This window comes from Neobacillus sp. DY30 (assembly GCF_030123065.1).
Lineage (GTDB): Bacteria > Bacillota > Bacilli > Bacillales > Cytobacillaceae > Neobacillus.
The window spans coordinates 2,958,492-2,978,724 of record NZ_CP126093.1; the positions used below are offsets into that span (position 1 = coordinate 2,958,492).

Here is a 20,233-nt window from a genome sequence, read left to right on the forward strand (position 1 = left end):
AAAAACCCTGAGAACTAAAAAAATTTGATGAAGAGGTGTTAAAAATGTTAGTGAAAGATCTTTTCCTAGACACGATACAATATGAATATTCCTTTGTAGCCCATTACCTCTACCATTTACTAGAAGAGAAGAAACTCTCATTAAACGACGACGTTTCCAAAATACAATCAGTAACAGGAGACATTCACAAAGTAAATGAATTGGTTGTGAAAAATTTATTAGGTATTGGTGAAATGAATGTCTACTCAATGAAAATGAACACAGCGGATTTTGTGTTTATCTTTGCACCTAACCTAAAAGATGCCATCCAGTTCTATCACAGAACATTTTTTAAACCTCCATTAAACTGTCATCAATATTCACTAGATTTCGATTTTTACAGAGGGAATGAAGTCATTTCATTTCGGGATATGAGAAAAGAAATAGAGCAATTTCCTGCAATTGCGGGCTATTATACACGGGAAAGATGAATAAGTGGAGGGAGGGGATATGAGAAAACGAATGGGAAGTATAGCCATGATGGCTGCTGCTGCCTGCATAGCATTGTATTCAGTACCATCAGAGAAAGGAGAAAACGGGCAAGAGCTCCGCCTTCCGGTGAGCGAAGATCAAGGTAGTGAAGTACCCGCCACTGTAGTGGAGATTATCGATGGCGATACCATCAAAGTATGGGTTAATGGAAAAATAGAATCCGTGCGCTATTTATTAATTGATACACCAGAGTCAAAAAGTTCAAAAACATGTGTTCAACTGTATGCAAAGGAGGCATTCTTACGGAATAGCGAGCTTGTAAAAAGCGGGAAGGTAACATTGGAGTTCGAAAAAGGTAACATAAGAGATTCCTATGGACGATTATTAGCCTATGTTTATGTTGATGGAGAATCAATTCAAGAAACGCTGCTAAGAGAAGGATATGCACGGGTGGCTTATATCATCCATCCGCCCTATAAATACCTAGAAACATATAGAAAGGAGGAAAATCTAGCAAAAAGGCAAAAAATCAACATCTGGAGCAGTTTGAACTTTGTAACGAACTGGGGATTTAATGGATGTTTGTAGGAATACAAAAGAAAGATGCCAGATACCGTTCAGTGGTGCCTGGCACCTTTTTTAAAATGACGGTTCGTACCATTGTTACGGTACACAAGGAAATGAAAATGTTTAAAACATTGAATGTTGTGGTAAATAATCAACAAGAATAGGAGATGATAGAATGGACGGACAAAAACAAAGCTACTATGTCAATATTCAATCTCATGATATTTTCAGAGATCCTTACGAGGGAGAGTGGAATTTCAAAATTGAAGCGACAGAATCGCAAGTGAATGCCCTTGAACGACTTTTTGAAAACAATGATGAAACAGACTGGGAAAGTTATTTTCGCTCACATATTCCCTATCTTGAATATCATCATCAGCCTCAAAATAGGGAATATGACAAGCGAATGGAATTAATTTATACCATGCTTTTTTACTTAGGTGATGAAAAAACCCGTTCACATATTAGAAAAATGGGAATTCTAAATGAAGATCCTGCATATATAGAGCACAAAAGTTTTTAACTTCGATAAATTTGGCGGAAAAATAGTCAAGGGACTCAAAAGAAGTTCATACGAAATATTCAATCGTCCCTTTGTCATAAAAAAGACAGTATCCCTTTCTATTTAAGAAGGGGATTTTTGTCGAGCTGCATGATCAATGGTTGGAGAATTCATGTTAATCCCTTTATCGACAATCATCAACATAAATCTGCTATAATATTAACATATAAGAAAGAGGTGAGGAAATGTGGAAAAAACGCTAAATATGATTTTAGCCGAACAAAAACGACAGGGTGATTTATTGCATCAATTAATTCATGCTGTTGCAGGATCAAATGTAAAAATTACTGAAATGGACGAAAAGATTAGTAAAATGAACGGGAAAATGACCGAAATGGACGGCAGAATTGCTGAAATGGACGAAAGAATTACTCAAACAAATGAAAAAGTTACCGAATTAAACGGAAAAGTGATCTCTATTGAAAATAAACTAGATTCCGTCTTTGAGGAAGTTAAAGAAATAAAGGTTAAAATGGCATCAAAACATGACCTCGAATATTATGATCAAATGATTTCAGAGCATTCTAGAGAAATTTATAAACTAAAAAATCATTAAACCTCTCCACTGAGATTCCTCAATACTATACTAAATTCTTAACTGCCCCATAGTCTTCCTACAAACAAACACTTACAAATGTTGAATCATTTTTTAAAATGAAACCTTGTCATAAACATCATGACAAGGTTTTACTTTTTTTCTGGTGCTAATATAAATAAGCAACTAATTAGGGAATCGCAGATAAATGATTTAACGATTCTTACCATTTAGGGTAACTTTGAAGTTTGAAAAATGTTTAAACCATTAAGAGTTGTGGTAAACATCCATAAAGATAGGAGATGATCGAATGGATGGACAAAAACAAAGTTACTATATCAATATTCAATCTAATGAAATTTTTACAGGACCTTACGATGGAAAGTGGGATTATAAAATTGAAGCTACAGAATCTGAAGTAAATTTCCTTAAACGACTTATTAATCGAAATGATGAAACAGATTGGGAAAGTTATTTTCGATCGCACATTCCTTATCTTGGTTATCAACATCAAAATAGGGAAGATGACCAGCGAATGCTATGGATCTATACAATGCTTTATGACTTAGGGGATGAAAAAACCCGTTCACATATTAGAAACATGGGAATTTTAAACGAGGATATTCAGCACAAAAGTTAATCTAAAAAAATCAGGCGAAAAATAATAAATGGCTAAATGGTAATTTACAATTTACTTACAAAAAGCAGAAAACGCAGTCAGTTCCACGGCTTGGGAAACTGACTGCGTTTTTTGAATCATATAGCTTTATTTAAATTAACAATTCAAAAAAAACTCTCTCCCTTTTTTTAGGCTGTTTTTCTATTTTCTTCTTCATTTGGTGTAAAATAGAATAGAAACTAAAAAAGAATAGGTGAGAACATGAGTCAATTATCCGAATTTGTATCCAAGCAACATAATCAAAGTGTTGAGGAATTAAAAGAATTACTACGTATTCCAAGTATAAGTTCCTTGTCTGAGCATAAAGAGGACATTCAAAAAACAGCTTCTTGGATCGCCAATAAGTTAGAGAGCATTGGAATGGAACACGTTGAAATCGTACAAACAAAGGGTCATCCGATTATTTATGCAGACTGGCTTCATCAGGAAAATGCGCCGACTGTATTAGTATACGGTCATTATGACGTTCAGCCCGTTGACCCCATTAACTTATGGGAGACCCCTCCGTTTGAACCAGACATTCGCGATGAAAAGATCTACGCCAGAGGGGCTACAGACGACAAAGGGCAGACGTTCTTACATATAAAAGCTGTAGAAAGCCTCATGAATGTAGAAGGTAAATTACCGGTTAACCTTAAATTTTGCATCGAAGGTGAAGAAGAAATCGGAAGTCCTAATCTTCCACAGTTTTTATCTGAAAATAAAGAAAAACTATCTTGCGATGTGGTGATTATTTCCGATTCGGATATGTGGGATCGAGGAGTTCCTGCGATTACATATTCATTAAGAGGTCTGGCAGCTCTCGAGTTTTCACTTAAAACAGCTAATACAGATTTGCATTCCGGCATGTTCGGCGGCGGAGTTCAGAATGCGAACCATTTGTTAGTGCAGCTGCTTTCTACTCTTCATGATGCAAACGGAAAGGTAAATGTTGAAGGATTCTACGATGATGTTATAGAATTGACAGAATTTGAGAAGGAACAAATTAAAGCACTGGGCTTTGATGAAGAAAAACTAAAGAAACAGTTGGGCTTAACGGAACTAACAGGCGGGGAAAATAATTATCCATACCCTGAGAAAATCAACTCGCGGCCGACATTAGAGTTAAACGGCATATGGGGCGGATTTCAGGGGGAAGGTACAAAAACCGTCATTCCCAATGAGGCACATGCCAAAATCACCTGCCGTCTTGTCAATAATCAAAATCCAGAAAAAATCCAAGGATTAATTAAAAAGCATTTAGAAGAAAAAGCACCAAAAGGATGCACAGTAAAAGTGACCCTTCAAGATACAGGTAATCCATTCTTAACACCAATCGATGATCCGATGATTCAAAAAGCGGCTGAAGCCTATGAAAAGGTTTATGGTGCATCACCTGTTTATAAAAGAGAAGGGGGTTCCATTCCGATTGTATCGGATTTCAACCATACTCTAAATACTCCTGTTGTCTTAATGGGATTCGGCTTACCGGATGAAAATCTCCATGCCCCGAATGAACATTTTAATTTAGAAAACTTTGATAAAGGGATCTTAACGATCTGTTCGTTTTTAGAATTAATCTCAATAGATAGGTAAAAGAGGAACGCCATAGCCTAACGGGTTCCATTACCTATCACAAATATTGCAAATTAAATGAGTGACAAATTGAATGCTAATTTGTCACTCATTTTTTATTGATGTAAAGCTATTTGTGCTTAGAATCACCCTAAGATCTATAAAAATATGCACTCAAAATTGTAAGGGTGGCTTTTCTTGGATAAGAACAACATAAGAATCGAAAACCAGATTTAAAAAATCAGTAGTGGCAAAAATGGTTGTGTTTATTTCTTCTTGCAAATACTTATGAAAAATGTTAAACTTTAGAAGAATTATTTTTGTTCGGTGTAAAGGATAGTCTAAGAGTAACTTTTCGTCTTGATGATCACTGAGTGCAAGGATAGTAACACATTGTGTGCAAAGCACACAGCAGGAGGAAACAAAATGGAACAAGGTAAAGTAAAATGGTTTAACGCAGAAAAAGGTTTCGGATTTATCGAGCGTGAAGGCGGAGAAGACGTATTCGTTCATTTCTCAGCTATCCAAGGCGAAGGTTTCAAATCTTTAGACGAAGGTCAAGCAGTTACTTTTGACGTTGAGCAAGGTCAACGTGGAGCTCAAGCAGCTAACGTGCGTAAAGCTTAATAATAAAACCAAACTCAAGCAGGCTCCTTTTGGAGTCTGTTTTTTATTTATAATAAAAGCAAGGAACCCTACTCACGAATGAGTAGGGCACATGTAAACAGTAAATCAAATGGTAAACTAAGTGTATCACATAATAACGAATCCTCCTAATTTCCTTTGAATAAACATCTTAGAGTGGCTAAAATTGTCAATCTTGGGGTAATTCAATTAAGCGTGTCTTGAATTTAAAAGGATTGGCTGCTGCGGCATTCATTTTTTTTAACGAAGTTGATTGGTTTAAGAATTCGGTATCCACTTGGATTTCACCCCAATAAAAAGCACCCGATTATTCGGATGCATACTTAATTATTCCATGTAAATATACTGAGTATTCTCGCTTTACACATTCTCTTAACTTGATTTTTCCTTCACTTTCTAATTCTCCAACCCATTCTTCAATCTTTTTTTCATCTTCTTTTGTAGCCTTAGGAATCTCTGTTGAAAAAAAATTACCTCGACTGGCATTCTTTAGATTTTTTAATAAACCAACTTTATTCATTGGGTCATCCCCTTTATCTATTATTTTCGACATTAAGTAGGTTTTTTCCTTTGAATACCAATAATTTTCTCGAATTTTCTTATTCACCTAACGGTGGCGTTAATCCAAGGAGGATTAACGCTTATTTGTGTTGAACCAATGTATTGCTAGGATGGATTTCTGTTCAATAAGAGATGTTAAAACAACCATAAAAGAGGTGGTTATAAAGGTGAATTTTGATAAAAATAAATCATTAGAAGAATTAGAAGATTCAATATGGAGAGAGTCGGATTTTCAATCTAATTTAATACTTAGTATCAGGAATTAAGGAAAAAGAAATTAAAAGATTTTACGATTGAAGATTTAAGAATAATGATTAGACAAAAAGTCGGTTTAAAATATCTGGTTCCATTAGCACTTGAAACACTTGTAACAAATCCTTTTATCGAAGGGGATTTATTTATGGGAGACTTACTTGAACAGGTCTTCAAAGTCGATAAGGGCTTCTGGAATGAGAATGAAGATTTATTATTTGAACTAAATGAAATAATTTCTTTAGTAAAATCAACAATAAAAATAATTACACCCCTTATCAAAGACTACAAATAAGCAAATTACGTATAACAACATTCTTCTCTTGTTATGATGTATTTGAGAAAAAGATGAGGGAGGGAAAGGCCAAAAAGAAAAGCCCATGCTTAGTGACTCCTGTTATTAAACTAAATAATATACCTATTTTTGAGCATACTCTTTTTGAGGATATTTTTACCTATACAAATGAATGGGCGTCAAAACTTTTGATACCAAGAGGGGGTTAGTTTTTTTGAAATGCCCGCAATGTGTTTATTCCAATCCTGATGAAGTGAAGTTCTGCTTAAGCTGTGGGGAAAAGTTTATAAAAAATAATGGTCCAGAAGATGATAAAAGCTTTTTTTATGAGTTTGCCCATTATGTGGATATGGTTCCAAATGTTGAACGGTCCATTCAGCCTAAATTTCAAAATATATTTTCCCGTGTTTTCCGTAAGCATAGTGAATTGGAAGCGGAACGGCTGTTTATAGTAGGAACAGCGCTGACGACACCGAAGATTTCCGAAGTTAAAGATACATGGCCAAAACCTTGGCTTTTTGCCAGGGTGTTCATCATTGCTTTGCTTATATTTGCAGGCTTTTACATAGGTGTTAACTATTTTGGAAATTGGAACTTTATACCTGGAGTGATTATTGTTGGCGCATTTGCTGTTCCTTTTTCAACGTTAATGTTCTTCTGGGAGATGAATGCACCACAAAATATTGCTTTTTACCGAGTTATCTATTACGTATTGACCGGCGGGATTTTATCCATGTTAGCGGCCATCGTTTTTTTCGATATTCTAAAAAACAATATCAATGCGATCACGATTGGAATTGTGGAGGAGATTGCTAAAGCAATAATGGTCATTGCGTTTGTTCGCTATCGAAAATATAAATATATCCTAAACGGACTTCTTATTGGTGCTGCGGTTGGAGCAGGTTTTGCAGCGTTTGAAACCGCAGGGTATGCTTTAAGGTCATTGCTTACAGGGGATGGCGCAAATCTCTACACTACGATTATGATCCGAGGAATCTTTGCACCTGGCGGACATGTTGCCTGGGCGGCTCTGACTGGTGCAGCATTCTGTCGAGTACAAGGGGACCATCCATTTAATCTAAGCATGCTATTCCGTATTAAATTTTTACGTGTCTTTCTCTTAGTGGTTGTGCTTCATGCTTTATGGGACACTCCTATACCAGGAATGTTTCCCTATGGACATATTTTTTTAATGATAGCTTCATGGATCGTTGTTTTTCTCCTCATCCGTGCCGGTCTTAAGGAGATAGGAAAAATAAATGTTCTAAGAATATCCCAGATAGATTAGCATTTCTCGACTCATGAGAAATGCTCTTTTTGGTTTTTTGTCATATAAAACCCTATGACGAAGCGAATCGTAACAAACCATCACACATTTTTCCATTTTTGACAGAGGCATAAATCAAACAAGGATTAATGCCACTTTTTGTTGGCGTGCCCAGGCAAGCCGTTAATTGCTAACTGGTGGAAGTCCAGTCTAGGTAAGAACCAAGTCGCCTAGTAGCTGACAGGCAGCTGGTGGAGTAATCCTAAGGTTGAAGCCCTGTGCCAGCAACTTTACAGGTTGTAACATAAAGTGAATCCTGCCGCCTCGTCAAGAGCAACCTGGAAACAGGACAAGGAGAAGTCGAGCCTTGCGACAAAGGGCGAAGACCATGGAAGGTGTGTAGAACTTGGAACAACACTCAAGAATCTCTCGGGGTATGGGGAACGACATGTAAAGAAAGTAAGTTTCGGAACTGGGGAGACCCTACTTTACCCTTACGGTTAAGGAAAGAGAAAGCCTATAAGCAATTGCGAAATGGTGGACTGTAAAGAGGGAGTCGGAGGAGGTCATAGTACCAATGATTATCATGACAACACAACATGATGTAGGGAAGGACCTCTACTTTGTTCATGTGTTTAAAGGAGGTAAGAGTAAGTGAATGCTATGAAATTAGCTAACTACACCGATGTAAAAGCTCAAGAACTTTGGAAAACACTATATCTATGTGCCAAGGAGAATCCGAAACGTAAGTTTCATGCTTTATATGATAAAGTTTATCGACCTGATATATTACTAGAAGCCTGGAAGCGTGTAAAAAGAAAGAGAGGTAGTGGAGGAGTAGACGGACAAACGATTGAAGAAATCGTTACTAACTACGGGGAAAGAAAATTCTTAAATGAGCTGTATACTCAGCTAAAAGAGAATAAATATAATCCAAGCCCTGTACTAAGAACGTATATTCCAAAAGAAAATGGAAAGAAGAGACCATTAGGGATTCCGACTATAAAAGATAGAGTGGTACAAATGGCAACAAAGTTGGTTATTGAACCGATATTTGAAGCTGATTTTCAAGAATGTTCTTTTGGTTTTCGCCCAAAAAGAAATGCACACCAAGCAATGGCTAGCATAAGAGAGGCAAGCAAAAGAAGTTCATGGGTAGTGGACGTTGATATTCAAGGGTATTTTGACAACATAAACCAAGAAAAGTTGTTAAAATTAATAGAACAGAAAATCAATGACCGCAGAATCCTAAAGTTAATTCGAAAATGGCTACGTGCTGGGATAATGGAGGAAGGTAATGTTAGAAATCCCCTAACGGGGACACCACAAGGAGGAGTGATTTCTCCTTTACTAGCGAATATTTATCTAAATACATTGGACAAGCTCTGGTTAAAGAAATTCCATCACCTAGGAGAACTAGTTCGTTATGCAGATGATCTTGTAATATTAACAAGAACAAAACAACAAGCGATTGAGAGTATACAAGTATTACAGGCTATTATGAAAAAGCTAGACTTGACTATTAATCGGGACAAATCAAGACTAGTCCACTTGTTTGATAATAAAGAGGGGTTCGATTTCCTAGGTTTCCACAATCGTAAATTCGAAGTACATAATAAAGGGGGAAGACCCTTTTACGCTATGGCTCATATTCCGAAGAAGAATGCCATGAAAAAGATGAGAGCAAAGATAAAGGCATTTACAGAGCCAAGAACCAAGTTATATTTAGACATTAAGGAATTGGTAAAAGGATTAAATAGAATACTGCAAGGGTATAAGAACTATTACAAGATTTCACCAATCGCATTTAAGTGGCTAAATCAGATTGACTGGTATGTGCTTGAAAGGCTCACACTCTTTTACAATAAGAAAAAGAACAACAGAAGAAAACATGGTAACTTAAAGACTATTCAGGATGAAGTAAATTATTTAATCGTAAAGCTAGCACGGAATTAACCGTAAAGCACAAGAAAGAAGAACATCGGAAAGCCGTATGAGGGAAAACTTCACGTACGGTTTGATGAGGGGGAGCTGAAATTAAATGAGGATAGCGTAAGCTATCTCATTGAAATCAGTTCTCTACTCTACAACTGTATAGGAATTCAAAAGAAGAACTAATAAAAACAAATATAAAAGTAAAACTTTTAACTGATTTAAACGTCTAAACATCAAGTTAAATAATGGGGGGAAGAATTTGTCTGATATAAGAGATAAAGAAGTTTTAGAGTGGTACGAACAGTTCCACGAATCAATATTTAAATATATCTATATGATGATTCAAGATTATCAATCAGCTGAGGATTTAAGACACGAAACCTTTTTGAAAGCTTACGTTAATTATGATTCATTTAGGGGAAATTCAAATCCTAAAACTTGGTTGTTCAGTATCGCTCACAATATAACTGTTGACTACATTAGGAAACGAAGGCCATTAACCATTTTACAAGATCTCCTTCTGTTTAAAAAAGACCTTAAGCCATTGCCAGAAGAAATAGTAGAAATTAAAGAAAGTTCTAAGGAACTGTATAATGCAATAGCTAAACTTAAGGGTTCTTACCGAGAAGTAATAATACTTAGAAAGATCAAAGAGTTCTCTATCGAGGAAACCTCAACCATTTTAGGATGGTCTGAAAGTAAAGTAAAGTCAACACTTTTTAGAGCAATCCAAGCTCTAGAAAAAAAGTTATTGAAGGAGGGTGATCTAAGTGAAAAAATTGTCTGAGGATAGCATAATAGATATTGAGTTATATAAATTGGAATCAAATATTATTTGGAAAAAGGCCAATAGCAATGAATTAAAGCAACAACTCATTACTGATTTAAGTAAGCTATCATATAGGGCTAAATTTAAAAGATTTATTGGGCACTCAGTTAGATTTGGGTCATTAGCTGCGGTATTATTTATTGGTTTTATATTTATTAGCCAGAAGGTTAGCATTGAGTCTTTAACTAATGCGGGGAATAATAAAGAAATATATCAACATGAGTTACCTAAACAGAATAAGGATGAAACAATTGTTTATACCGCAGAAGAACAGAATTTAATTGAAAGTTATAATGTAAAATTGGGTGGACGAACCGTTATAAGTGCAACTGTTTCAAGAGTTGGCGAAAGTATGTTAGATGTCAAGAAACCACACATTTCTTATAATCAGGAATACCCAAATGAACTTCAAACTTTAGTGGATGCTATCCAAAGAGCAGAAAAAAGAGTTGGTGTTTTTGATATGATATCTCCTAATTATCTTTTTATATTGACATTTGAAGACAAAGTAACATCAAAATACTTACTATGGGTTGGAAATGATGGTGGGTCTTTTATGAACGAAAATGATACTCATACACTATATAGACTACCAAAAGAATTAATCGATGATATAAACACAATCGTTAAATAAACCAGTAAATAGACATTCGGTAATGATCTTTTACCGATTGTTTTTATTTAGAAAATGGCTCTGTTAAAGGTAAATGTTGATAATTGAAACCTCCCTGATTCCCTTATATAATTAATATAAGAACAAGTATTCGGGGGAGGGTGTTAGGATGGACAAGGCGTTTAGCAATTTATTAAAACACATTGATAAATTAACATCTATAAAAAAAGAACAAGTCTATCAATGGGTAAAACGCTATGTTGAGCCTACCTCCTCCGTTGGCGGTCGTTTAATCAATGAAATGAGGGAGACTCGCTTTAAAGACGGGTTCGAGTGCCCTCACTGTAATTCTGAGCACGTTGTTCGTTTCGGTAAGTACAATGGTCGTCAACGCTATCGTTGTAAGAGTTGCAGTAAGACATTTACAGACACAACTAATACCGTTTTGTTCCGCACTCGCAAAGGAAACGAATGGATTACATTTGTTGACTGTATGTTTAAAGGCTATTCCCTTCGGAAATCGGCTGAAATCGTAGGGGTTACTTGGGTTACGCTTTTTTATTGGAGACACAAGCTGTTGAACGCACTTAAACAAATCGATTTTGAACAGTTTGAAGGTATCGTTGAAGTTGACGAGACCTATTTCCTATACTCTCAAAAAGGTCAACGTGGCATTACGGAACGTAAACCTCGTAAGCGTGGCGGCAGCTCCAAACACAGAGGGATCAGCCACGAACAAGTTTGCGTACTTGTTGCCAGGGATCGTACAAAAGCAACTGTTTCAAAAGTTGCCTGTATGGGGCGTATTGTTAAAATCAAAGTTGAAAAAATGATTGGTTCAAAGTTAACACCTGAAAATGTGCTTGTAACAGATGCTTGGAGAGCCTATAAGACATACGCAAAAGAAAAAAGTATTGAGCATTACAGAATTAAATCAAACGATGGTAAATATGTTATTAAGGGTTTATATCACATTCAAAATGTTAATGGGCTCCATTCTCGTTTGAAACAATGGATAGACCGATTTAAAGGCGTTGCAACGAAGTATCTTGACAACTACCTTGCCTGGTTTTTGTTTGTTGATAGCCGCAGTAATGAAAACACAAAGCACAATATTAAAGATTTCCTTTTATCATCATTTGTTTTTGAAATGACTGATACTTATGAAAGCTTACGTTTATCAAAATTTAACATATAGTAAATTCTTTATGTACGACTAATTTGAAACGAAATGGGAGGTGCAAAATGGAAAATATTATAACCAATGTCTTGAAAAATGATAGATTGGATGAATATCCATTATTCAAAAAGTTTTGTGTCCTCAAAGAAAAAGGATTACGCAAGGATTCCTTTAAAGTATTATCTATATTTATCGATGAAGCAAAGAAATGGAGTAATGATAAACAACAGGATTTTGCTTGTTGGCTATTTGCTTTATTTGAAGTATCAGATAGTATTCACAATTTACTTGTTCATCCTTTAGAAGAAAATTTATTAAAGCCTATACTCGAAGATTGGATGAAGAACAATCCCATAGATCCAAGACCACATAGGTGGTATGGTGTGTTTTTACATACAGAAAAACGTCTCGAATACTTAAACAAGGCACTTGAACTTGGTGGAAGTAGCGAACAATTATCCTTATTAAAACTAATTGATATTAATTTGTACTCTCTTTGGTATTCATTTCATCATATATCTGAAGATTTGTATCTTGGCGATATTGAAGAAGATTCTAGACTTATTACTGAGACTCAGCAGTTAAACAACAAGGTTGAATGTCAACAAACCAGAAAAAATAATGAAGGCGAACTCAACTATTATAGAGAGCTGCTGAATGATTGGAAGATGTTTAAAAACGAACAAACCAAGGACTTTGTTAATTGGTGTAAAAAAAGGGGTAAAGATTACCATTGGACCAATTCTTATTATTACGAATAATAAAGGACTTTTTACAGTCCTTTTAATTTTCGTGTATATCAACATTAAAATTTAACAGAGCCTAGAAAATAAAAAGTCTAAAGCAAAGATAATGGGTTTAACTGCTTTCTACCTTGTTATGGGACTTGGATGATATTTTTAATATAGGCTTCAGATAGCAAATTCTAAATTAATGGATAACTTTTGAAGGACTTTTTTCAATAAAAAATACCGTATAATAATTTACCAACCCAAAACGCCAGTGAAATCCAAATTATGATGAATAGTACAGCAACAAACCAGTTTTTGGGTTTACCACTTTTTCTAATTTCCTCTGCCTTTTCTCTGTTTTCTTCAATAATGTAAGGTGGTATTAATTTTAATGCCAGTGAAATACCCAGGGGAACAATAAGTAGGTCGTCTAGATAACCCAATACAGGAATGAAGTCAGGAATCAAATCGATTGGACTAAAAGCATAAGCAACAACACAAATAGCAACCAATTTAGCGAACCAAGGTACTCTATTATCTTTGTATGATAAATAAAGAACAAATAAATTTTGTTTTAGTTTTCTTGCGTAGCTTTTTAATTTTGTTAAAGTATTTTCTTGTTCCATCTAACTCCCCCTTGGTAGTAATAATTATAAAGTAAAATAAGAGAGAGTTGAAACCATTTATTGGGTTAGTGCTTATTCAACCATCGGAGCAGCATAGTGGAATAAGAACAACAAAAACCATCCTATATTGAATGGTTTTTATCTTTATCATAATGTGGTGATGTACTTGTGTGTTAATACGCGGTCTAATACTTTTTCAGTAACTGGCATAAAGTAATTCAATATTAGCCCCCCTAAACAAACGGTTAATAAAGTGCCAACGCCGATTGGTCCATTTAAAATCAATGCCAGTATCAAGAAAACAACGTAAATCAATGTTCTTGAAAAAAATATATTGGTTCTAGTTAATTCTTGTATGATCAACGTTAAACGGTCAATTGGAATGGGTGCAAAGTTGGTGTGTAAATAGGTTGCCGTTCCTAATCCTATAAAAACTAAGCCGATTCCAAAACAAACAATTTTGCTGTACCATAGTTCAGGTGTTATCAAATCGTTCAAAAGGAACAGCCACATATCAATACCAATACCAGTTATAAAGGCTGTTAACAACCCAAAAACTTCAGGTCTTTGTCTGTTTAACAATGAATTACAACCGATTAATATAAAAGCTAGAATGATTTCCCAACTACCTACCGTTAGCCCCACATTTTTGGACAGTCCTACCAAAACTGCATCAAAAGGTGAAGTTCCAAGGTCTGATTCTATTGTGAGAGAAATACCAAGGGTTAATATTAAAATTCCTACTACATAAAAAACATATTTCACTTTACTCACCCTCTTCGTTATTTTGTTGCAAATGCAATAAAATTAAGTTAAATTTACTATATAGATTTTTTATTGTATTTGCAACAAATTTGTTTTTCCTGCCCCGGTTGGAGCAACGAAAGGAGGCTTATTATGTATATTCCAAAATATTTTAAGGTTAAAAATGTTGATGAAATCTGGGATTTTGTTCAAAAAAACTCTTTTGCCACGATTGTTACAACAGAAAAAGGGAAACCAATTGCCACTCATTTGCCTTTGCGATTAAATAAAAAAGGTGATGAATACTATATTACTGGGCATTTGGCTTATGGAAATCCTCAGTGGAGAACATTTGAAACCTGTGAAGAAGTTCTAGTTATGTTTCAGGGACCGCACGCTTACATTTCTTCATCTTGGTATGGTCATGAAGAAGTCCCAACATGGAATTATCAAGCTGTCCATATATATGGTAAAGCAAGCATTTTGGAGAAAGATGAATTAATAGGAGAATTAACAATAATGCTTGAAAAATATGAAAAAAATCGTGAAAATCCTGTTTTATGGAATAAACTTTCTCCTGATCTCTTAGAAAGTGAACTAAAAGGTATAGTTGGATTTAAGATTAAGGTGGGAGATATACAGGCTGCATATAAATTAAGTCAGAACCGAAATGAAACTGATTATATGAACATAATTGATAAATTAAAAAGTGAAGGAAATCCAAATTCGATACAAATGGCAGAATTGATGAAAAAGAGATTAAAAAATCAAAGATAAGCAACATTTATTCAACTCTCAGATGGAAGAATAAAGAACGGAAGGAAGCTGTCATATCGGGCAGCTCCCTTACAGGATTGTGAAGGAATGTACTTACACTAACGGGTAGCGTGTGTGAAAAAACCGTAATAGATAAACGAATGAGTTTAAACGAATTGATATTTATTTTTTATTGAATGGGGAGGGGGAGTTACTTTACTACTTTTTCATCCTTCTTTTTTTTCGGAAGAAATATCGCTGCGATTAAAGTGATTAAGAGACTAAGAGCTAAAGGAACGGTGATAACCCCAGGACCTTGTTCTGTAACAGTGGTACTTTTCATTTCCCCGCCAATCTCCGTCATTTCTTTATAATGTCCTTTAATATAAAAGACTCCTTCGCCTAATTTTGTTCCTAATTTAAGATCTACCATTGCAAGTGTTACAAGCATAATAATTGTAAAAATAATCGAGCTCACAATAAAAATATTTGCGTCAATCACTCGCTTTTTCATTTTAAAATCGCTCCTCTCATCATTTTTTTATATTATCTCTAATATTTTTACCATCTGTTGAAAAAAGAGTAAAAAGATTAGACATCCATATGATGCCTATAACCTGGATTAATTCATTTTGAGAGAAAGTAAATACTAAATAACCGAATAGAAAGGGAATCAGCGGTCCCATCAATGAAACAAAGATATCTTTCTTCGGGTCTAATCGTTTCCTGAAAACTCCCATATTCGCAATAAAAGAATATTTAAAATATTCATTTACTATCACAAAATGACTATATCAGACTTTGGAAAATAGTAGAAAGGACAAATTTCCTATTTTTTGTAAATAAATGTATTGACGCTTTTTTCTATGGAAGGAGCAGGTGGATGGACATTCTAACAGTCTTTCTAAAGTACGCTGCTGCCCCTTGATAAGCACCGATACCATCAACAATTCATACCCCGTCAGTTTCTTTAACTACCATGCGACCTCTGTTAAATTTTCTGCTTTGTACCTACAACGCCCAAGATTTCATAATTAAATATTTAATCAACTACAGATAGATAATAAAATAAACACCTTAGGAGGCAACCAATCATGAAATTATTTGGATTTGGACTAGTTCTTGTATTAGCACTTACAGGATGTAATGATAGTGGAACAACACAGCAAATCACAGATAACAACGTAGCTATTAACCAAATGAACGTAACTGATGGATCGAAAAAAACAAATAAAGGAAAAGCTATTGGTAGAGAATATGGGGGTAAAGGGACAGGGTATGGACAAGTTAAAAAGAGCCCGCCAGACAATGCGGTTCCAACTTTAATGGACATTAAAGAAGGCCTATCCAACTACTTAGTGAGTAAAGGTGGATATGCTTTAACAGATAGCAATTCACAAATGAAATGGCTGGATGAATATTCCCTAAATATGATATTATGGGATGTTGATGCTGACTTTTATAATCCTGCTAATGTTAACTATTTAATTATCATCAACAATCCTCAAGAAGCGGCAAAAGCAGTATCTGACGTTACTGGGAAAAATTTTATGTTAAGTGCTAACGGTACGGATGTTGGTGGATATTCAGTGGGATTTTATGAATTACATTAATTTGATAATAATGTAAAACTAAACAGGTATGCCAAACATTCTAGCCTGTTTTCCAAACTAATATTGATTCGGGTTTAAAATCTCTCAGGGTTCCGTTACCGGCGGTTACTAGCATACTAGGGGTGAAATCATGAGCAAAATAGAGGAATTAAAAAAGGAATTGCAGATCTTGACCAGCCGGCGTGATCGGATGCAACAGAACCTTTATGAGGTAGAAAAACGCATTAACGAAATTGTTAACGAAATGAAAAAACAATAAAAGAATGGGAGCGCCTCCGATGGTGTCTTGGCTATTTTATTTGTAAATTTTCTAACTAGGTTGCTACGGCAGCCTTTTTTTTAACCCACGAAGCAGGTTTGTTCGAGCATTTTCTTGAAATTGACGGTCTCTTTTTTGCTTTTTGTGCTAACGGGTACCGTTAGTAGAACAAGCGGAATCAAAATCCCTTTCTTTTTACGTCCATTTCAACCAAATTGCGACGATAGTAAAATAGTTATTACTCGAGGGCTTAACCCGATTGGGGATTAAAAACAAAAATGGGGAAAACATGAAAGGTGATTCAGAACTAGTCTGTGAAATAAATAAGGTGCATCACTATTGTGGTAGCACCATTGGAGTGAATTAATCCCAGATACGGACTCTTGGAACACCTGCCGTTCTTAAATAATCCAATAACTGACCCGTATGAATAGATTCATGATAGCCAACACGTAATAACATGTCGCCTAAATCTCTTATGTAACCTGAATCAGAGCGGTCAATCTTTATAATTTCTAAGTCTTCTTCAGAAAATGACTTGATTGTATCTATGAACGCTTTTCTATAAGGTTCAGCATATTTCAATTCGGCATTTACAGAGGTAAATGGACGATTTTCAAAAGGAGAATTGAAAACGGACAAACTCCCTCTATTTTCAATTGCTAAGTGATAGTAATGTTCACTTTCTAGTACGTGTCTAATCATTTCTAGGCAATTCATTGCTTCATCATCTGGCTTCCAATGGAGTTTCTCATCAGGAATAGAGGTCCAGACTTTAATGCTTCTTCTCCTAATTTCATTAAAGTTTAAAATAATTAAATCAATAGAATTCATTAAAATTCCTCCTTTTATTAGAATATCTTAATTATACACGAATGAATGTTCGTGCCAATGAAAAAGGAGAAATATTTAGTTAATTTTTTCACAGATACATTTATGTCGCATTTAGGAAGTATTGTGAAGAATTGTAGTTAAGCTAAAGAGCTGGGTACTTTAATAAAACATTTGGGAAGTACCTCCTTTTATCAAACTAATTAATATACCTATTTATGAGCATACTCTTTTTGAGGATATTTTTACCTGTACGAATGAATGGTCGTCAAAACTTCTGTTATTATGAGGGGGTAAGTTTTTTTGAAATGCCCGCAATGTGTGTATTCCAATCCTGATGAAGTGAAGTTCTGCTTAAGCTGCGGCGAAATATTTTTAAAAAACAATGGGTCACAAAATGATGAAAACATCTTTTTTTATGAATTTGCCCATTATGTGGATATGGTTCCAAATGTTGAACGGTCGATTGAGCCTAAATTTCAAAATATATTTCGCGTGTTTTCCGTAAGCATAGTGAATTGGAAGCGGAAAGGCTGTTTATAGTAGGAACAGCGCTTACGACACCGAAGATTTCGGAAGTTAGAGATACATGGCCAAAACCTTGGCTTTTTGCCAGGGTGTTCATCATTGCTCTGCTTATCTTTGCAGGCTTTTACATAGGTGTTAACTATTTTGGTAATTTGAACTTTATACCTGGAGTGATTATTGTTGGTGCATTTGCTGTTCCTTTTTCAACGTTGATGTTCTTCTGGGAGATGAATGCACCACAAAATATTGCTTTTTACCGGGTTATCTATTACGTGTTGACCGGCGGGATTCTATCCATGCTAGCAGCCATCGTTTTTTTCGATATTCTCAAAAACAATATAAATCCAATTACGATTGGAATCGTTGAGGAGCTTGCTAAAGCAATGATGGTCATTGCATTTGTTCGATACAGAAAATATAAATATATACTAAACGGACTTCTTATCGGTGCTGCGGTTGGAGCAGGTTTTGCAGCGTTTGAAACCGCGGGGTATGCTCTAAGGTCATTGCTTACAGGGGATGGAGCAAATCTCTACACGACGATTATGATCCGAGGTATCTTTGCACCTGGCGGACATGTTGCCTGGGCGGCTCTGACTGGTGCAGCATTCTGCAGAGTACAAGGGGACCATCCATTTAACCTAAGAATGCTATTCCGTATTAAATTTTTACGTGTCTTTATATTAGTGGTTGTGCTACATGCTTTATGGGATACTCCTATACAAGGAATGTTCCCCTATGGACATATTTTTCTAATGATAGCTTCATGGATCGTTGTTTTTCTTCTCATCCGTTCAGGTCTTAAGGAGATAGGAAAAATAAATGATCTAAGAATATCCCATATAGAGTAGCATTTCTTCGCTCCTGAGAAATGCTCTTTTTGTATTTAAATATAAAACCCTATAACGAAGGGAATCGTAACACACCTTCACACATTTTTCCATTTTACCAATGGTATAAATCAAACAAGCATTAATGCCACTTTTTCATGGCTTTCTTGAACTAGCGGGCAGGTTAGCTTAACAATAACTTCATAGGGAGCTTGATAAAGGCTCGCTTCTACTTGACTAGCGGAATAGGGATTTCTCAGAAATTTCACAACCACTTTATAGTTGTTATATATTGTGTGGTATCCTAAACTTATCCATATATTGTACGGGGGAGAAAGAAATAAAAAATATCATAATGTTACTTTTAATTAATTCCTTGTTGTTTGGAACTTCAGCTTGTTCAGGTAAAGACGTTACCTCCCCAAAAACCAATGCATCAAAACCGAAATCTGAAGAAGTAATAAAGAAAGATGTCAGGGAAAGCGTTTGGAATCAACTTAATGGTGCAGATAAGGAAAGTATAAGAGGTTCCTGGAAAGATGCAAGAGTAAGTAAGCTAACCTTAAAACCAGGTATGGGTATAATTGATAAAGGCGAATATATGGGTCGGGAAGTGTATATTGTTGATTTTCCAATTACTGATAGCATTAACAGTATTTTAGTATACGCAAGCATAGAAACCCAGGAGATTATTGGTAGAGGATATTCTGATTAAAACTCAAGCATTAATCCTTTGGGTTAACGCCTATTTATTAAGCTAACAAAGCAGGTTAGTGAAACAAGAGTGTTATAATAATGTCATTGGATTACTTAGAGGTGATTGTGTGAAGATTAAAAAAGCAAGTGAAGAAGATATAAAATCAATAGCTAGAGTTTATGTTGATGGTTGGAAGACTACTTATCCAGGTTTAGTATCAGACGATTATTTAGACAGATTATCGTATGAAGAGGCAGAACAAAAATGGCTTAATTTTTTAAATCACGAAAATGAACCCTTTATTTATATTGCAATGAATGATGTAGGTGAAATTATTGGTTTTGCATCAGGTAAAAGCATTAATGAAGAAAATTTTGATGGAGAATTATACTCACTTTATCTATTACAGGAATGTAGAGGATTAGGTGTAGGAAAACAACTGTTTTCAGCTATTGCCAAGCATTTTAAAGAAAATGGCATTGCTTCTATGTTGGTGTGGGTAATGGAACGAAATAAATCAGGTCTTGGTTTTTATGAACGTATGGGAGGAAAGGAATATCTTCATAGGAAGAGTGAGTTTGGAGGAATGGTAGTAGATGATGTTGCTTATGGATGGAAAGATGTCTCTGTATTATGTACGGAATAAAAATAAAAATATGCCTTGTTGAACTAG

Annotated in this window: 26 protein-coding genes and 2 pseudogenes; 22 read left to right on the top strand and 6 right to left on the bottom strand. The window is 35.2% G+C overall.

What is annotated here, in order from left to right:
* Nucleotides 1-44 precede the first annotated feature (44 nt).
* The 8 genes from QNH29_RS14225 to QNH29_RS14260 all read left to right on the top strand — a co-directional run bounded on the left by QNH29_RS14225 (nt 45) and on the right by QNH29_RS14260 (nt 4,995).
* A complete protein-coding gene (locus tag QNH29_RS14225) occupies nt 45-470 on the top strand; it encodes a hypothetical protein (RefSeq protein WP_283865402.1) in 426 nt (141 codons plus the stop codon).
* A gap of 19 nt (nt 471-489) precedes the next feature.
* On the top strand, nt 490-1,059 hold the full coding sequence (locus QNH29_RS14230; protein ID WP_283865403.1) for a thermonuclease family protein: 570 nt from the start codon (nt 490-492) through the stop codon (nt 1,057-1,059).
* Nucleotides 1,050-1,202 carry a hypothetical protein gene (locus QNH29_RS14235; RefSeq protein ID WP_283865404.1) on the top strand — a complete coding sequence of 51 codons (153 nt, stop codon included), beginning with the start codon at nt 1,050-1,052 and terminating at the stop codon, nt 1,200-1,202. Before QNH29_RS14230 ends, QNH29_RS14235 begins: the two co-directional genes overlap by 10 nt.
* An 11-nt stretch (nt 1,203-1,213) precedes the next feature.
* Nucleotides 1,214-1,561, top strand: a complete 348-nt coding sequence (locus QNH29_RS14240; RefSeq protein WP_283865405.1) for a hydrolase — start codon at nt 1,214-1,216, stop codon at nt 1,559-1,561.
* A gap of 226 nt (nt 1,562-1,787) precedes the next feature.
* Nucleotides 1,788-2,156 (top strand): hypothetical protein, encoded by a 369-nt coding sequence (locus QNH29_RS14245; RefSeq protein WP_283865406.1) that lies wholly within the window; start codon nt 1,788-1,790, stop codon nt 2,154-2,156.
* Nucleotides 2,157-2,445: 289 nt separating this feature from the next.
* Entirely contained in the window at nt 2,446-2,775 is a 330-nt protein-coding gene (locus tag QNH29_RS14250; RefSeq protein ID WP_283865407.1) for a hydrolase, read from the top strand.
* Nucleotides 2,776-3,015: 240 nt separating this feature from the next.
* Nucleotides 3,016-4,389: a dipeptidase gene (locus QNH29_RS14255; protein ID WP_283865408.1), complete on the top strand. Its 1,374-nt coding sequence runs from the start codon at nt 3,016-3,018 to the stop codon at nt 4,387-4,389.
* Between the two features lie 405 nt (nt 4,390-4,794).
* Nucleotides 4,795-4,995: a cold-shock protein gene (locus tag QNH29_RS14260; RefSeq protein WP_027322891.1), complete on the top strand. Its 201-nt coding sequence runs from the start codon at nt 4,795-4,797 to the stop codon at nt 4,993-4,995.
* Between the two features lie 325 nt (nt 4,996-5,320).
* Here the strand turns inward: QNH29_RS14260 and QNH29_RS14265 are convergent, their stop codons facing one another.
* Entirely contained in the window at nt 5,321-5,533 is a 213-nt protein-coding gene (locus tag QNH29_RS14265; RefSeq protein ID WP_283865409.1) for a hypothetical protein, read from the bottom strand.
* A gap of 306 nt (nt 5,534-5,839) precedes the next feature.
* On the opposite strand from QNH29_RS14265, the pseudogene QNH29_RS14270 reads away from it, so the two are divergent.
* From QNH29_RS14270 to QNH29_RS14300, 7 genes and pseudogenes are all read left to right on the top strand, one after another.
* Nucleotides 5,840-6,121 (top strand): annotated as a pseudogene (locus QNH29_RS14270) (contact-dependent growth inhibition system immunity protein); the annotation flags it as partial.
* A 214-nt stretch (nt 6,122-6,335) separates the two neighbouring features.
* The gene (locus tag QNH29_RS14275) at nt 6,336-7,409 is read left to right on the top strand and encodes a PrsW family intramembrane metalloprotease (RefSeq protein WP_283865410.1); all 1,074 of its coding nucleotides are present in this window, start codon (nt 6,336-6,338) and stop codon (nt 7,407-7,409) included.
* 642 nt (nt 7,410-8,051) lie between these two features.
* Nucleotides 8,052-9,344, top strand: coding sequence for a group II intron reverse transcriptase/maturase (gene ltrA / locus QNH29_RS14280; RefSeq protein WP_283865585.1), 1,293 nt, complete (start codon nt 8,052-8,054; stop codon nt 9,342-9,344).
* Nucleotides 9,345-9,582: 238 nt separating this feature from the next.
* On the top strand, nt 9,583-10,110 hold the full coding sequence (locus QNH29_RS14285; protein WP_283865411.1) for an RNA polymerase sigma factor: 528 nt from the start codon (nt 9,583-9,585) through the stop codon (nt 10,108-10,110).
* The gene (locus QNH29_RS14290; protein ID WP_283865412.1) at nt 10,094-10,786 is read left to right on the top strand and encodes a YhfM domain-containing protein; all 693 of its coding nucleotides are present in this window, start codon (nt 10,094-10,096) and stop codon (nt 10,784-10,786) included. The genes QNH29_RS14285 and QNH29_RS14290 overlap by 17 nt, the downstream gene beginning before the upstream one ends.
* 148 nt (nt 10,787-10,934) lie before the next feature.
* Nucleotides 10,935-11,963, top strand: coding sequence for an IS1595 family transposase (locus QNH29_RS14295; protein ID WP_283865413.1), 1,029 nt, complete (start codon nt 10,935-10,937; stop codon nt 11,961-11,963).
* A gap of 47 nt (nt 11,964-12,010) precedes the next feature.
* Nucleotides 12,011-12,706 (top strand): hypothetical protein, encoded by a 696-nt coding sequence (locus QNH29_RS14300; protein ID WP_283865414.1) that lies wholly within the window; start codon nt 12,011-12,013, stop codon nt 12,704-12,706.
* Nucleotides 12,707-12,903: 197 nt separating this feature from the next.
* On the opposite strand, the gene QNH29_RS14305 is transcribed toward QNH29_RS14300, so the two are convergent.
* Together QNH29_RS14305 and QNH29_RS14310 are read right to left on the bottom strand one after the other, a co-directional pair.
* Nucleotides 12,904-13,302: a YkvA family protein gene (locus tag QNH29_RS14305; RefSeq protein ID WP_283865415.1), complete on the bottom strand. Its 399-nt coding sequence runs from the start codon at nt 13,300-13,302 to the stop codon at nt 12,904-12,906.
* A gap of 122 nt (nt 13,303-13,424) precedes the next feature.
* Nucleotides 13,425-14,067, bottom strand: a pseudogene (locus tag QNH29_RS14310) (YczE/YyaS/YitT family protein).
* A 132-nt stretch (nt 14,068-14,199) separates the two neighbouring features.
* On the opposite strand from QNH29_RS14310, the gene QNH29_RS14315 reads away from it, so the two are divergent.
* Nucleotides 14,200-14,823 carry an FMN-binding negative transcriptional regulator gene (locus QNH29_RS14315; RefSeq protein ID WP_283865416.1) on the top strand — a complete coding sequence of 208 codons (624 nt, stop codon included), beginning with the start codon at nt 14,200-14,202 and terminating at the stop codon, nt 14,821-14,823.
* Between the two features lie 190 nt (nt 14,824-15,013).
* On the opposite strand, the gene QNH29_RS14320 is transcribed toward QNH29_RS14315, so the two are convergent.
* Nucleotides 15,014-15,316: a hypothetical protein gene (locus QNH29_RS14320; RefSeq protein WP_283865417.1), complete on the bottom strand. Its 303-nt coding sequence runs from the start codon at nt 15,314-15,316 to the stop codon at nt 15,014-15,016.
* Nucleotides 15,317-15,896: 580 nt separating this feature from the next.
* Between QNH29_RS14320 and QNH29_RS14325 the strand changes: the two genes are divergently transcribed.
* Both QNH29_RS14325 and QNH29_RS14330 read left to right on the top strand, forming a co-directional pair.
* A complete protein-coding gene (locus QNH29_RS14325; RefSeq protein WP_283865418.1) occupies nt 15,897-16,415 on the top strand; it encodes a hypothetical protein in 519 nt (172 codons plus the stop codon).
* 130 nt (nt 16,416-16,545) lie between these two features.
* The gene (locus tag QNH29_RS14330) at nt 16,546-16,674 is read left to right on the top strand and encodes a hypothetical protein (RefSeq protein WP_283865419.1); all 129 of its coding nucleotides are present in this window, start codon (nt 16,546-16,548) and stop codon (nt 16,672-16,674) included.
* 363 nt (nt 16,675-17,037) lie between these two features.
* Here the strand turns inward: QNH29_RS14330 and QNH29_RS14335 are convergent, their stop codons facing one another.
* Nucleotides 17,038-17,508, bottom strand: a complete 471-nt coding sequence (locus QNH29_RS14335; RefSeq protein ID WP_283865420.1) for a DinB family protein — start codon at nt 17,506-17,508, stop codon at nt 17,038-17,040.
* A 300-nt stretch (nt 17,509-17,808) separates the two neighbouring features.
* Here QNH29_RS14335 and QNH29_RS14340 point away from each other — a divergent pair, with 300 nt between their 5' ends.
* Nucleotides 17,809-18,048 (top strand): hypothetical protein, encoded by a 240-nt coding sequence (locus QNH29_RS14340; RefSeq protein ID WP_283865421.1) that lies wholly within the window; start codon nt 17,809-17,811, stop codon nt 18,046-18,048.
* Nucleotides 18,024-18,884: a PrsW family glutamic-type intramembrane protease gene (locus QNH29_RS14345; protein ID WP_283865422.1), complete on the top strand. Its 861-nt coding sequence runs from the start codon at nt 18,024-18,026 to the stop codon at nt 18,882-18,884. The genes QNH29_RS14340 and QNH29_RS14345 overlap by 25 nt, the downstream gene beginning before the upstream one ends.
* A gap of 110 nt (nt 18,885-18,994) precedes the next feature.
* On the opposite strand, the gene QNH29_RS14350 is transcribed toward QNH29_RS14345, so the two are convergent.
* The gene (locus QNH29_RS14350; RefSeq protein WP_283865423.1) at nt 18,995-19,132 is read right to left on the bottom strand and encodes a hypothetical protein; all 138 of its coding nucleotides are present in this window, start codon (nt 19,130-19,132) and stop codon (nt 18,995-18,997) included.
* A gap of 86 nt (nt 19,133-19,218) precedes the next feature.
* Here QNH29_RS14350 and QNH29_RS14355 point away from each other — a divergent pair, with 86 nt between their 5' ends.
* Together QNH29_RS14355 and QNH29_RS14360 are read left to right on the top strand one after the other, a co-directional pair.
* A complete protein-coding gene (locus tag QNH29_RS14355; protein ID WP_283865424.1) occupies nt 19,219-19,578 on the top strand; it encodes a hypothetical protein in 360 nt (119 codons plus the stop codon).
* Nucleotides 19,579-19,687: 109 nt separating this feature from the next.
* Entirely contained in the window at nt 19,688-20,206 is a 519-nt protein-coding gene (locus QNH29_RS14360) for a GNAT family N-acetyltransferase (RefSeq protein WP_283865425.1), read from the top strand.
* Nucleotides 20,207-20,233 lie beyond the last annotated feature (27 nt).